Genomic DNA, 12,456 nt, shown 5'->3' on the forward strand with positions numbered 1-12,456 from the left:
CGCCCGTGGGACGCTGGCCTCTGCGAGGCCGTGGCATCGGATCACGGCAGCAGGCCATGATCGAAGTGAGCTCCCCGCCGGTCCCGGCACTGCCGCACGTGCATCTGCGCTGGCTGGCCGCGCCCCTGCTGGCGCTGGCCGCGACCCTGACGGCACTGTCGATCGGCCGCTATCCGGTGCCGGCCTGGGAAACCCTCCATTTCCTCCTGGCCGCCGCCGGCCTCGTGCCGATGGAGCCGGAACGCTACGCCCTGCTGCACAACCTGATCATCGAAATCCGCCTGCCGCGGGTGCTGGCGGCGATCCTCGTCGGCGCCTCGCTGTCGGTTTCCGGCGCCGCCTACCAGGCGCTGTTCCGCAATCCGCTGGTGTCGCCGGGCCTGCTCGGCGTGCTGGCCGGCGCGTCGGCGGGCGCCGCGCTCGGAATCCTGATGGAAGGCAACTGGCTGCTGGTGCAGGCAGGCGCCTTCGCCCTGGGGCTGGCCGCGGTGGGCATCGCGGTGGGCATCGCCCACCTGTTCGGCGGCGGCTCGATCATCATGCTGATCCTCGGCGGCATCCTCAGCGGCGCGCTGTTCGCGTCCTTGCTGACGGTGGTGAAGTACGTCGCCGACCCCTACAGCCAGTTGCCGGCCATCGTCTATTGGCTGATGGGAAGCCTGGGGCAGGCCACCACCGGCGACATCGCCTGGGCCGCCGCGCCGATGCTCGCCGGCATCGTCCTGCTGTGCCTGATGGGGCGCGCGCTGGATGCGCTGGCGATGGGCGACGACGAAGCACGGGCGCTCGGCGTGCCGGTGACGGCGGTGCGGCTGGTGACGATCGCGGCCGCGACCCTGATCTCGGCGCTGACGGTGTCGATCGCCGGCATGATCGGCTGGATCGGCCTCATCGTGCCGCACATCGCCCGTCTGCTGGTGGGGCCGGGCAATGCCTTGCTGCTGCCGGCGGCGGCAAGCCTGGGCGCGGCCTTCCTGCTGTTCGCCGACGGCCTGGCGCGCAACCTGTTCACCACCGAGCTGCCGATCGGCATCGTCACCGAACTGCTCGGCATTCCGGTCTTCCTGCTCGTGCTCCGCCGCGTGCGCCGGGGGTGGACATGATCCTGGCCGCACGGGACATCTGCTTCGCCTATCCGGGGCGTCCGGTGCTGTCGGGCGCCAGCCTGGCGCTCGCGCCCGGCGAACTGGTCTGCCTGCTGGGCAGCAATGGCGCCGGCAAGAGCACCCTGCTCAGGATCATGCTGGGGCTGCAGCGCGCCGCACGCGGCTCGGTCATGCTCGGCGGCAAGGCGCTGGCCGGCCACGGCCGCCGGCAGTTGGCCCGGCTCATCGCCTACGTGCCGCAGGTGCATGTCGCCCCTTTCCCCTACACCGTGCTGCAGGTCGCGCTGATGGGGCGATTGCCGGCGAACGGCATTTTCCGCGCACCGGCTGCGGCCGACGTGGACCGCGTGCACCGCCTGCTCGACAACATGGGCATCGCCCATCTCGCCGGCCGGGCCTACACCGAGATTTCCGGCGGCGAACGGCAACTGACGCTGATCACGCGCGCACTGGCGCAGGACGCTCGCCTGCTGGTGATGGACGAGCCGCTGGCCGGCCTCGACTACGGCAACCAGGTGCGCCTGCTCGACCGCCTGGAAAGCCTCGCCGCGCAAGGCTACGGCGTGCTGATGACGACCCACGACCCCAACCAGCCGCTCACCGGCTGCCAGCGCGTCGCCCTGCTGAATTCGGGCCGCATCGCCGCCGACGGTGCCGCCGCCGCGGTGCTGACGCCGGCGGCGATCCATGCGCTGTACGGCGTGCAGGTGGAGCTGCTGCGCGGCGCCGACGGCCGCGGCATCGCTTTCAGGCCGGCCCGTCCGGACCCGGTTTTCAATGCGTGAAACGAGAGGGAGAACATGATGTCCTGTCGCATACCCGCGGCTTCAGCCCTGCTGTTGCTGCCCACGCTGGCATTCGCCCAGGCCGGCAACACCCCGGTGCTGCCGACGGTGGTGGTCGATTCCGGCGTCTTTTCCGAGCAGGAGCGCGAGAAATCCACCAGCGGCTTCGTGATCGGCAAGCAGACCATCGAGCATTCGTCGGCCGAGAACCTCAGCGAGCTTCTGATCGAACAGGGCTTCACGGTCGAGGCCACGCCGACCGACCACGGCGAGAACACCACGCTGCTGCGCGGCTTCCAGACCGAACACCTGATGACCGAGGCCAACGGCAAGCTGCTCATCCTCATCGACGGCCGGCGTTCCGGCGTGGCCAACACCCGGCAGATCTCGCTGCACAACGTGGAACGGGTCGAGATCCTGCGCGGCCCGGACATGTTCAAGTATTCCACGGGTTCGCCCGGCGGCATCATCAACGTCGTGACCCGGCGCGGCGGCCCCGACCGGATCAGCGGTTCCGCACGGCTGGGCTACGGCAGCCATGATGCATCGCGCGCCGGCGTGGATGTCGGCGGCCAGTCCGATGGCTTCGACTATGCCTTCGGCTACGAGTACGGAACCGTGCGCCGCGACTACCGCGACGGCGACGGCAAGCGGGTGCATAACACCCGCACCGACGGCACCGAGCGCGCAAGCTTCAATCTGGGCTATACCTTCAACGAGCGGCACCGCATCGGCATCGACGGCTACCACTATGCGGTGGACAAGGCGCACCGGCCATCCTACGTCGACGAGGAAGGAGAAATCCGCAGCAACAGCTACACCGACCGCGAAACCCAGCTGCTGCACCTGAACTACGAAGGCGCCAGCGAGGACGGGCGCCTGTCGTGGCGGGGCAACATCGGCTGGGGCAAGGATCTGTACGAGACCTACCAGGCCGACTCGCGCTATCCCAAGGGGCAGGAAGCGCGTTCGAAGCGCGCCCAGGGCAGCATCAGCTACACGACCGAGCGCTTCGACATCACCGGCGGCGTCGATTACATCAAGTACGAAATCGAGAACTCATCCACCGCCCGCGGCGCCTTCCTGCAGCGCGGCGGGCGCGATCCGCAATGGGCGGGCCTGGGCTTCCCGATGCATCCGACCAGTACGACCACGCTGTGGGGCGCCTTCCTGGTGGGCACGCTCAAGCTCGACGACGGGCGCCTGAACCTGTCCGGCGGCCTGCGCTACGAGCACGCACGGGCCAAGGATCAGTCGGTGGGCGACGAGCACTACGACCGCGTACCCTATTTCACCAGCCGGGGCATCACCGACCGCAGCCAGCTGCCCACCAGCCGCAGCTTCGACCACGTGTCGCCGACGCTCGGCATCAGCTACCTGCCGTCCGACTGGCTCAAGCTCAGGGCCAACTACACCCAGGGCTGGCGTGCGCCATCCGGCCGGCAGCTCTTTGCCAGCAGCTTCTACGAAGACTACGGCGCCCCCGGCGACCCGAGGCTGAAGCCCGAATTCACCGACGCCGTCGAAGTCGGCTTCGACATCGCACGCGAGGACTGGCGGCTGTCGGCCACCTACTTCTATTACGAGGTCAAGGACAACGTCTATATCTACCCCGGCGTCCGCGCCGACGGTTCAGGCGTCCAGGGCCGGGTGATGATGAATGTGGACAGGCGCATCCAGGAAGGCATCGAAGTCCAGGCCAGCATGGCGATGCGCGAGCTTCCGGGGATGGGCGGATTTGAACTGCATCCATACATCAACGCCATCCACATGACGCGCAAGAAGGAAGTCATCGACGACGGCGGCCCGGGCCTGCTGGGCAAGTGGTGGCCGATCACGCGGATGCCGGACACCACGGTCAGCTACGGTTTCCGCTTCAGCCACCCGGCGTCGAAATTCTCCGGCAACCTCAACTTCAACTACTACGGCGAGCAATACGGCGGCCGCGCCAATGTCGGCGACGGCCCGCTGGTCGGCTTCGGCAAGTTCACCGTCGCCAACCTGAGCATGCGCAAGCGCCTGTGGGAGGGCGGGCCGTCCCGCAGCGTCGACCTGAAGCTGGACATCAACAACCTCTTCGACAAGACCTACTCCTACCTCGGCCGCGTTCCGGAAGACGCCTACGCCTACCCGGGACGCAATGCCCATGCGACGCTGATCTACAACTTCTGAACCACCGCCTTGCGGCGACGACAGGCCCGGCGGCGGCATGCGGATATCCGCAGCTACCGCCGGTGCCGGGAGACGCGGACATGAACACTGGCTGGAAAGCGCGCCTGCGCACGCTGCTGGCGGCATGCGCATGGAGCGCCGGTATCGGCGCGGCCTGGGCGGAAATGCCACCGGACTGCAGCGCCGATGCGGGGCAAACGCGCACCGTCACCGACATGGCGGGGCGCAGCGTCGCCCTGCCCGCCCGCGTGGAGCGCATCGCCACCGTCGGTTCGGTGCCGGTCATCAATGGCTACCTGTTCGCGCTCGGCGCCGGCGACAGGATCGTGAACGGCCTGCCGCCGCGCTTCACCCAGTCCGACCGCTGGCGCTTGCAGACGGCGATCGCGCCCCATCTCGCCGCCCGCCCGCTGCTGCAGGGGCAGGCCAGCGGCGAGGTCAACCTCGAAACCCTGCTCGGCCTCGCGCCCGACCTGGTCATCACGATGGATCTCCTCAGGGCACGGGCGCTCGAAGCGGCACGCATCCCGGTCCTGTTCATCGAATGGCGCGACGCCGCCGACATCGAAAAGAGCATGCGGCTGCTGGGCTGCGCGCTCGACCGCCGGCCGCAGAGCGAGGAATACCTGCGCTACTTCGACGACACCATGGGCCGCATCCGCCAGACCCTGGCCGGCATCGCGCAGGCCGACCGGCCCAAGGTGCTTTATTTCAGCCCGAACACCATGGCCACCCCCTTGATCATCGCCAACTGGTGGATCGAGCAGGCGGGCGGCGTGAGCGTCACTGCCGGACTGGGCGGCGAAGGCACGGTCCATTACACCCATGAACAGCTTCTGCTGTGGGACCCGGACGTGCTTCTCGTCAACTCGCCGGAGCAGGTGGCAGCCATCCACCGCGACGAACGCTTTGCCCGGCTCGGCGCCGTCAGGCACGGCAGGGTCCACGCCACGCCGATCGGCGCCCATGCCTGGGGACAGCGAACCATCGAGCAGCCGCTCACCGTGCTGTGGGCGGCAAGCCTGCTCCACCCCGGGCGCTTCGAACGGGCCGAGCTCGAAAACGAAATGCGCAGCTTCTACCGCCGTTTCTTCCAGTACGAGATTTCCGACGAGGACATCCACTGGGTCCTCAGCGGCGGCAGCCGCTGACGCCACCGACAATCCATCCATCGAACAGGAGATCGGACATGGACATCGACGAACACACCACCACCGCTGGCATCGACCTCGCCCACCCGGCGATGCCACCCACCGCCATCACGATCCGCCGCATCGTCGATGGCTTCAAGTCCTTCCAGGTGCTGCGCGCAGGCTTCGCCAGCGGCCTGTTCGACTGGCTGGCGCAGCACGGGCCGGCGGAGAAATCGACCATCGCGGCCGCAACCGGATTGCGCGGCGCGCACCTGGGCGGCTTCCTGCAGGCGCTGGAAGATCTCGGCCTGCTGGCACGCAACGAACAGCGCTACGCCCTGGCATCGGACATGAAGGAGGTGCTGTGCAGCAGCAGTCCCTGGTGCCAGGCCGGGACGCTCGACGACCTGTTCGCCCCCGCCAACGGCTGGTCCGGCCTTGCCCGCTTTCTGTCCGACACCTGGTCGCCCGCCACAGCATTGCTGCCGCCACCGCCGGCGCGGCACCCCTTCCTCGGCGAGGCCTGCCGCCTCGCCGCCCATCTGGCGGCACGGCGCGGCGACACGCCGCCGGACCGGCTGCTGTGCTTCGACGGCGGCGACGGCCTGCTCACCGCAGCCTTGGCCCGGCATTTCCCGGATGCCGGGATCACCGCCGTCATCGCCCCCGCCGCGCTGGAGCGTGCGCACCGGACGCTGGCCGCCTTCCCCATCGGCGACCGCTGCCGCGTCGTGCCGGGCTCGCCGCTCGACCCGCCGGCCGGCCAGTTCGACCAGGTCGTGGTGTTCCACGCGCTCTACCCGATCCGGCGCGCGATGAGCGACGCCCTGGCCATACTAGCCAGCCTGCTTGCGCCCGGCGGCGAACTGGTGCTCGCCCACTGGTTCTGCCTCGAAGCCTGCGAAACCGCGCCCGGCGGCCTGCGCGACCTCGACAAGGCAGTGCTGACCGACAGCCATCCGCTGTGCCACGTCGAAGGTTTCTGCGCCCGCCTGGAAGGCGCCGGGCTGGTCGGCGCCGAGCGCGCCGACCTGGAAAGCGACTACGGCGTCACCAAGCTGCATTTCGCCCGCAGCCCGAACGGGCATTGAAGCGAAACTGGAGGAAAGCAAGCCATGAACGACACATCACTCGCCTCCACGCCGGCACCCGTTCGGAACGAGCGGCCTGACACCTTGCTCGCCGACCTGCACGCCACGGTGCTCGAACGCCTCGGCGACGACGCCCGCGGCCTGATCATCGAACGTGCCGTGCTCGGCATCTTCTTCACCGGCGTGAAGCTGTCGAACGCTGCGGGCGGCCTGTGCGCGACGCCGATAAAACGCGTCCCCGAAGCGGTGTGCTGCCCGAGTTCGGCCAAGGCCATGCCAACGCCAGGCAAGATCGCAGGGCGATCGGCCGTTCAGGTGCTGGAAGACCTTTACCGGCCGCAGGATCTGCGCCGCGCGCTTGCCATCGCCACGCTCAATGCACTGGCCGAAACGCTATGGCTGCGCGACGGCGGGCCGGCCAGCGCGGAAGTGCGCGAAGGCGACGCCTTCGATGCGCTGGTGATTCCACCCGGCCGACGCGTCGCCCTGGTGGGCGCCTTCCCGCCCTACATGCGCGAGCTGCGCCGCCGCGGCCAGCCCTTCAACGTGCTGGAGCTGTCACCGGAAACGCTCAAGCCCGAGGAAATGCCGTTCTACGTGCCGGGCGAGCGCGCGCCGGAAGTCGTGCCGCAGGCGGACGTCTTCATCACCACCGGCACGACGCTGATCAACGACACGCTCGACGGCCTGCTGCGCCTGTTGCGGCCGGGCGCGGAGGCAGCGGTGATCGGCCCGACCGCGACGCTGATCGCCGAGCCTTTCGCCCGCCGCGGCGTCACCGTGCTCGGCGGCACGCGTGTGCGCAAGGCGGACGAACTGCTCGAACTGCTGGCCGAAGGCGGATCGGGCTACCACCTGTTCGGCAAGACGGTGGAGCGCGTCACGCTGCGTTTGTCAGGTTCTGCGCGGCAGCCTGCCTGAGCTTCACTACCAGTCTCCATTGACTGGTGCATGCCCGGCATGCCGCTCACACGCCGATCCGCAGCCCGGTCTTCTTGAGGATTCCCGCCGAGAACAGTACGTCACGCCCCTTGCAGGCGCCGCGGAATTCCCGCTCCAGCAAAGCGACGATCTCGGCCACGCGAACCAGCGCCGCATCGCGCGAAGCGGCGTGCACCATCGCGAACAGGTTGTAGGGCCAGTCCGGCAGATGGCGCGGACGGCGGTAGCAGTGGGTGACGAACTCGAGCGCGCCGACCCGCTCGCCTACGGCGTCGATGACGGCGTCGTCGATGTTCCATACGCTCATGCCATTGGCGGTGTAGCCGATGGCGTAATGGTTGGGCACCACGCCGATGCGGCGGATGCGGCCGCTTTCCAGCATGCGCGCCAGGTGCTCGCGCAGCGCTGCCTCGTCGCAGCCGATCTGCTCGGCCAGCGCCGCGTAGGGGCGCGCCACCAGCGGCAGGCCGTCCTGGGTGGCGAGGACGATGCGGCGGTCTAGTTCGTCCAGCGACGCCGCATCCGGCACTGGATCAGCGGCTGGCATGGCAATGGCGGCAGCAGCTTTGGGCCTACGCTTGGGCATCGTCATCAGGCCTCCAGCTTCATCTCGACGAAGTATTCGCGTTCCTTCGGGAACAGGCGCACCGGCAGGCCGGTGGCGGCTTCGATGCGCCGGGCCACATCGGCAATACCCTCCGGCCGTTCGGTGGCAAGCACGAACCACATGTTCAGGCGGTGTTCGCGCCGGTAGTTGTGCGCGACTTCGGCAAAGGCGTTGACCGCCTCGACCACCGTGCCCCATTTCGCCTCCGGCACCGCCATCGCCGCCAGACAGAAAGCGCCGCCCATGCGCTCGATCTGGAACATCGGCCCGAAGCGGGTCAGCACACGGTCGTCCAGCATCGAACGGATGCGGGCGATGACTTCGGCTTCATCCATCCCCAACGTGGCGGCGACCTCGGCAAAAGGCGTCGCGCTCAGCGGAAATCCGCCCTGCAGCGCGTTGATCAGGCGCCGGTCGAGCGCATCGGGCTCGCGCGCGGCAGCGACGCCGCGGCGGCCTCTGGCGGCACCCGGAGAAACGGCATCGGCCTGTTCAGACATGGGCGGCTTCCTTTTCGGGCAGGTAGCGCGCACCGGTCTGCTTGAAGCGGCGGCAACTGAACAGCACGTCGTGCGGCGCCGCATCCAGGCCCAGGCGGGCGGCGATGTCGTCGCGGGCGGCGAGCACTTCGTCGCGGGCGTGGCCGTGGATCATGCAGAACAGGTTGTAGGGCCAGCCCGGCAGCACCCGGCGGCGGCGGTAGCACAGCGTCACCGCCGGCTCGCGCGCCAGGCGGCGGCCCAGTTCGCTGACCTGCTCGTCCGGGATGTCCCACACGCACATCGCGTTGGCGCCCAGACCGAGCTCATGGTGGCGCACCACCACACCCAGGCGGCGGATCAGGCCGTCGGCGAGCCAGCCTTCGATCAGTTCGATCGCCATGTGCTCGGCGATCCCGGCCTGCTCGGCCAGCACGGCATAAGGACGCGGAGCCAAGGGCAGCCCGGCCTGCAGCACGGTGGCGAGCCGGCGCTCGATGTCGGACAGCGTACGGGCCGCGGCCGGCGGCGCCGAACCGGCGGAATGGCAGGCCACCCGCCGCTGCCCTTCGGCGCCGAGATCGAAGCCGAGGTCGATGTGGTATTCCTCTTCCAGCGGCAGCACGATGACGCTGCAGCCGGTGTCGCGCTCGATGCCTGCGACCACTTCGTGCAGTTGCTGCTCCGATGCGGCGGTGACGACGAACCACAGGTTGTAGTGGTGTTCGCGCTGGTAGTTGTGGTTGATCGCCGCTTCGCGGCTGACGCGGGCGGCAATTTCTTCGAGCCGCCCGGGCGGCGCGGCCAGCGCAGCCAGCGCGCTGGCGCCCAGCCGGCGCGGTGCGAACACGGCACCGACGCGGCTCACCACGCCTTCGTCGATCAGGCGGCGGTAGGCGGCGATCACCTCGGTTTCGTCCAGGCCGACGGTTTCGCCGATGCGGGCGAAGGGCTGCGGCTCGCACGGGAAGCCGCGCTGCCATTCGTTGAGCAGGCGGAAGGCGGTCGCGTCGACCGCGCCTGGCAGGGTAATGGCGCGCGGCATCAGAAGCCCGTCCTTGCGGCGCGCGTGGTGAAGAAGATGCCGCTCGGGCTGGCGGAATCGAAACCGCCGATCTGCTGCTTGGTGGCGGTGTCGTAGATGACGACCTTGTTGTCGTCGCGTGCCGACAGCCAGACTTCGTGCCCCTTGGACAGGAACTCCATGTGCAGGATGCCGCGCCCCGGCTGCAGCGTGTGCGTCACCTTGCCGCTGACGGTATCGATGACCTGCACCCAGCCGTTGTCCGGGAAGGCGAAATTCACCCAGATCTCGCGGCCGTCGGGACGCGCCATGACGAACACCGGCTGGCTGCGGACCGGCACGCGGGCCACTTCCTGCCAGGTCTCGGTATCGACCACCAGCACCTCGTGGCGGCCGATGGCCGGCAGGTAAGCCTTGCCGCCCGCTACCGACCAGCCGCGCAGGTGGGGCATCTTGAACACCGGCAGCGGCTCCTCGCCCCTGCCGTAGCCGGCGAGGATCTTGCGGCTGCCCTGCTCAGGGTTCCACAGGTCGAGCATCGCCAGGCCGTCCTCGCCGAACAGGCCGGCGATGTAGTGGCGGCCGTTGGGCGTCACCAGCGCGTCGTAGGGCTGATTGCCGCCGGCGAAGCGCTGCGTCTGCGGGTTCTTCGGATCGGAGAAATCGGTGATCCAGATCTCGCCCGCCTCGAACAGCGAATAGATGAAGCGCCTGCCCGGCAGGTCGGCCAGGCCGACGACCTTGGAGCGCAGGCCGCCTTCGGTGATCGCCGGCACTTCGGCGAGCAGTTCGAGGGTGTCGGCGTCGAAGGCCTTGACGCCGCCCGGCGCGTAGTTCTGCGCAACGATCAAACGGCCGTCGTGCGAGATCGAACCGCCGATCGAGTTGCCGGCCTGCAGCACGCGGCCAACGATCTTCGCCTGCAGCAGGTCGACCTTGGTCAGTCCGCCGTCGCGGCCGAACACGAAGGCATGGCGTGCATCGCGCGAGAACACCACCGAAGCGTGCGACAGGTCGCCCAGGCCTTCGACCGTGGCGAGCACCGAGCGGCCGCTCGTCTCGACGATCTTGACCCGGCCGTCGGCGCGCTCGATGACCACGCCCAGGTCACCGGTGCCGCGCAGCGCGGTGCCCGACGTGGCGTCGGGTGAAACCGTGGAGCAGGCGGACAACAGCCAGACGATCGCCGGCAGGATCACCGCCCACAGGAGGGGCGGTGCGAGACGTACCGTGCTTTGCGAAGACATCGGAAGACTCCGGTTGCGAGTTGAGTGCTGGGCTTGGCTGCGGGCTCAGCGGACCGGCGGCAGGCCTTGATCGGGCGGGAAGCCGCGCATCAGCTGGTCGACGATCCATTCGGCCTCGGCCTCGCTGACGATGCTGCGGAACGGCGGCATCGGCGTGCCCGGCCGGCCGCTGAAGACGGTGGCGACCAGGCCCTCGAAAGGCTTGTCGGCCAGCACGTCGGGCGTCAGCGCGGGGCCGAGGCCGCCTGCCAGGGTCAAGCCATGACAGGAGCCACAGTCCTGGCGCACGATGTGGATCAGTTCGCGCGCGCGCTGGGTCTCGGGGGTGGTCACGGCAGGCCGTGCTTCCTGCGCCGATGCCGAGGCGAACGCAGCGACCAGCGCGGCACCGATGAAGACGGCGACATGGGCAAACAGTGGTGGGATTCTCATCACGCATTCCGTTGGCGGGGCAGTGCGTGAAGGATGGCTCCGGCGGCGCGGCGATACCTTGACTCGCATCAACCCTGAAGCTGCCGCGGTCTTCGCATGCGGAAATCAGGGTTCGACGACGATGAGGCCCTTCATTTCCGGATGCGGCCCGCAGGTGTATTCGTAGCGTCCGGCCTGCTCGAACTTGCGCGACCAGCGCTCGCCGGGGAAGAAGCGCTCGGACTCCTCTCCGCTCCCCCTGAACAGCACCGAGTGGCTGACGCGCTTCTCGTCGTTGATCCAGGTCACGGTGTCGCCGGCCTTGATCGTCAGTTCGGCCGGTGTGTAGGCGTACTGGACGATGCGCACCTCGTGCTCGGCCGCCCATGCTCCGCCCGCAATCATGAGGCCCGCCAGCATGCCCGCGCGCAGCTGCCGGGTCATCCACTTCGTCTTCATGCTTCTCTCCCGTCCGGAAAACGCATGACGGGAATCCATGCGCATGCACGGATTCCCGTCCTCTCGCCATGCGTGCGGCATCGACGCCGCACGCTGCCGTCCCGTCTTACTGCTTGGCGGCAAGTGATGTCGGCCTTGGCGTCGATGCCGAGCTTGTAGCCCAGCGAAACGTGGTGGAAGCGGCCGGCTGCGCTGTCGTCGTGGATGGCGAAGCCGAAGTTGTAGGTCTTGCCCGCTTCGAGCGCGATGTCGCCCTGTCCGCCGGCCGCCAGCTTGCGGGTGAACACCACGGTCCAGGTGTCGCCGTCCTGCTTGCCTTCGGCGCTGACCAGCGCGCCACCGCCTTCCATCACGCGGGTGTCGGCGACGTGGCCGTCGAAGCCCTTGTTCTCGCCGCTGCGCCACTGGTAGAGGTCATAGAATTTGCCGCCGGCCAGCGATGCGTCCTTGACGTACTTGGTCTTGGTGTCGGCCGCGTCCGGCATGGTGCGCGAGTCGGTGTGGCAGGTCGCCCAGCAACCGCTCTGGTCGGCGAGTTCGACCTGGCCGGCTTCGAGCATGAACGCGATCTTGACCGGGTTCTTGTCGTCCATCTTGGCTGCGCCCGAAGCCGCGGGCTGCTTCCAGGAGAAGCGCAGGTAGAGGTTGTCGGCGTCGTGCGCGGCCTGCACCTTCACCGGGATGAAGGCGGCCTTGCCGGCGATCGGGCTGGGTTCGATCTTCTGGCCGCTGGCGATCTTCTTGCCCATGTCGGCGGTTTCTTCGTGGTGGCAGTCGGCACAGGTCTCGCCTTTTCGCAGCGCACGCGCACCGCCGTGCGCACTGCCTTCTGGATCCATTCCAGCGGCGACACGCCGGGATAGAACAGCGTGATGTCCTTGGCCTCGACCTTGCCCCAGTCGGGCGCCGCGGCCAGTGCCGATCCGGTGCCAAGGGCGAGAACGGTGCCGACAGCGGCTGCGATCATCGTCTTCTTCATGTTCGTTTCCTCACTGTGGAT

Annotated in this window: 12 protein-coding genes and 1 pseudogene; 6 read left to right on the forward strand and 7 right to left on the reverse strand. The window is 68.5% G+C overall.

From position 1 onward, the window contains the following. Nucleotides 1–56: 56 nt before the first annotated feature. The 6 genes from AAFL97_RS12695 to AAFL97_RS12720 all read left to right on the forward strand — a co-directional run bounded on the left by AAFL97_RS12695 (nucleotide 57) and on the right by AAFL97_RS12720 (nucleotide 7,208). Entirely contained in the window at nucleotides 57–1,103 is a 1,047-nt protein-coding gene (locus tag AAFL97_RS12695) for a FecCD family ABC transporter permease (protein ID WP_341645231.1), read from the forward strand. Continuing rightward, complete coding sequence (locus tag AAFL97_RS12700; protein WP_341645232.1) at nucleotides 1,100–1,891, forward strand: ABC transporter ATP-binding protein; 792 nt, start codon at nucleotides 1,100–1,102, stop codon at nucleotides 1,889–1,891. Before AAFL97_RS12695 ends, AAFL97_RS12700 begins: the two co-directional genes overlap by 4 nt. Nucleotides 1,892–1,906: 15 nt before the next feature. Continuing rightward, a complete protein-coding gene (locus AAFL97_RS12705) occupies nucleotides 1,907–4,063 on the forward strand; it encodes a TonB-dependent receptor (RefSeq protein WP_341645233.1) in 2,157 nt (718 codons plus the stop codon). A gap of 80 nt (nucleotides 4,064–4,143) precedes the next feature. Further along, the gene (locus AAFL97_RS12710) at nucleotides 4,144–5,214 is read left to right on the forward strand and encodes an ABC transporter substrate-binding protein (RefSeq protein WP_341645234.1); all 1,071 of its coding nucleotides are present in this window, start codon (nucleotides 4,144–4,146) and stop codon (nucleotides 5,212–5,214) included. A gap of 38 nt (nucleotides 5,215–5,252) precedes the next feature. Then, complete coding sequence (locus AAFL97_RS12715; RefSeq protein WP_341645235.1) at nucleotides 5,253–6,287, forward strand: class I SAM-dependent methyltransferase; 1,035 nt, start codon at nucleotides 5,253–5,255, stop codon at nucleotides 6,285–6,287. A 24-nt stretch (nucleotides 6,288–6,311) separates the two neighbouring features. Then, nucleotides 6,312–7,208, forward strand: a complete 897-nt coding sequence (locus AAFL97_RS12720; RefSeq protein ID WP_341645236.1) for a DUF364 domain-containing protein — start codon at nucleotides 6,312–6,314, stop codon at nucleotides 7,206–7,208. A 46-nt stretch (nucleotides 7,209–7,254) separates the two neighbouring features. On the opposite strand, the gene ahbB (AAFL97_RS12725) is transcribed toward AAFL97_RS12720, so the two are convergent. From ahbB (AAFL97_RS12725) to AAFL97_RS12755, 7 genes and pseudogenes are all read right to left on the reverse strand, one after another. After that, on the reverse strand, nucleotides 7,255–7,776 hold the full coding sequence (gene ahbB / locus AAFL97_RS12725; protein WP_263462363.1) for a siroheme decarboxylase subunit beta: 522 nt from the start codon (nucleotides 7,774–7,776) through the stop codon (nucleotides 7,255–7,257). A gap of 44 nt (nucleotides 7,777–7,820) precedes the next feature. Next, nucleotides 7,821–8,336: an Lrp/AsnC family transcriptional regulator gene (locus AAFL97_RS12730; protein ID WP_341645237.1), complete on the reverse strand. Its 516-nt coding sequence runs from the start codon at nucleotides 8,334–8,336 to the stop codon at nucleotides 7,821–7,823. Continuing rightward, nucleotides 8,329–9,360 (reverse strand): siroheme decarboxylase subunit beta, encoded by a 1,032-nt coding sequence (gene ahbB, locus AAFL97_RS12735; RefSeq protein ID WP_341645238.1) that lies wholly within the window; start codon nucleotides 9,358–9,360, stop codon nucleotides 8,329–8,331. The genes AAFL97_RS12730 and ahbB (AAFL97_RS12735) overlap by 8 nt, the downstream gene beginning before the upstream one ends. Beyond that, complete coding sequence (locus tag AAFL97_RS12740) at nucleotides 9,360–10,586, reverse strand: cytochrome D1 domain-containing protein (RefSeq protein WP_341645239.1); 1,227 nt, start codon at nucleotides 10,584–10,586, stop codon at nucleotides 9,360–9,362. Before AAFL97_RS12740 ends, ahbB (AAFL97_RS12735) begins: the two co-directional genes overlap by 1 nt. A gap of 45 nt (nucleotides 10,587–10,631) precedes the next feature. Continuing rightward, nucleotides 10,632–11,018 carry a c-type cytochrome gene (locus AAFL97_RS12745; RefSeq protein WP_341645240.1) on the reverse strand — a complete coding sequence of 129 codons (387 nt, stop codon included), beginning with the start codon at nucleotides 11,016–11,018 and terminating at the stop codon, nucleotides 10,632–10,634. Nucleotides 11,019–11,123: 105 nt separating this feature from the next. After that, the gene (locus tag AAFL97_RS12750) at nucleotides 11,124–11,456 is read right to left on the reverse strand and encodes a cupredoxin domain-containing protein (protein ID WP_341645241.1); all 333 of its coding nucleotides are present in this window, start codon (nucleotides 11,454–11,456) and stop codon (nucleotides 11,124–11,126) included. 125 nt (nucleotides 11,457–11,581) lie between these two features. Then, a pseudogene (locus AAFL97_RS12755) lies at nucleotides 11,582–12,435 on the reverse strand (ethylbenzene dehydrogenase-related protein); the annotation flags it as partial. Nucleotides 12,436–12,456: the final 21 nt, after the last annotated feature.

The sequence above is a fragment of the Thauera sp. SDU_THAU2 genome, assembly GCF_038260575.1.
In the GTDB taxonomy this organism is placed as follows: Bacteria; Pseudomonadota; Gammaproteobacteria; order Burkholderiales; family Rhodocyclaceae; genus Thauera.

What these genes read in the sequence shown, in the direction of transcription:
- AAFL97_RS12710 (WP_341645234.1), top strand. Translation starts at nt 4,144, where the DNA reads ATGAACACTGGCTGGAAAGCGCGCCTGCGCACGCTGCTGGCGGCATGC.
- AAFL97_RS12695 (WP_341645231.1), top strand. Translation starts at nt 57, where the DNA reads ATGATCGAAGTGAGCTCCCCGCCGGTCCCGGCACTGCCGCACGTGCAT.
- ahbB (WP_263462363.1), bottom strand. Translation starts at nt 7,776, where the DNA reads ATGCCAGCCGCTGATCCAGTGCCGGATGCGGCGTCGCTGGACGAACTA.
- ahbB (WP_341645238.1), bottom strand. Translation starts at nt 9,360, where the DNA reads ATGCCGCGCGCCATTACCCTGCCAGGCGCGGTCGACGCGACCGCCTTC.
- AAFL97_RS12730 (WP_341645237.1), bottom strand. Translation starts at nt 8,336, where the DNA reads ATGTCTGAACAGGCCGATGCCGTTTCTCCGGGTGCCGCCAGAGGCCGC.
- AAFL97_RS12720 (WP_341645236.1), top strand. Translation starts at nt 6,312, where the DNA reads ATGAACGACACATCACTCGCCTCCACGCCGGCACCCGTTCGGAACGAG.
- AAFL97_RS12715 (WP_341645235.1), top strand. Translation starts at nt 5,253, where the DNA reads ATGGACATCGACGAACACACCACCACCGCTGGCATCGACCTCGCCCAC.
- AAFL97_RS12750 (WP_341645241.1), bottom strand. Translation starts at nt 11,456, where the DNA reads ATGAAGACGAAGTGGATGACCCGGCAGCTGCGCGCGGGCATGCTGGCG.
- AAFL97_RS12700 (WP_341645232.1), top strand. Translation starts at nt 1,100, where the DNA reads ATGATCCTGGCCGCACGGGACATCTGCTTCGCCTATCCGGGGCGTCCG.
- AAFL97_RS12740 (WP_341645239.1), bottom strand. Translation starts at nt 10,586, where the DNA reads ATGTCTTCGCAAAGCACGGTACGTCTCGCACCGCCCCTCCTGTGGGCG.
- AAFL97_RS12745 (WP_341645240.1), bottom strand. Translation starts at nt 11,018, where the DNA reads ATGAGAATCCCACCACTGTTTGCCCATGTCGCCGTCTTCATCGGTGCC.
- AAFL97_RS12705 (WP_341645233.1), top strand. Translation starts at nt 1,907, where the DNA reads ATGATGTCCTGTCGCATACCCGCGGCTTCAGCCCTGCTGTTGCTGCCC.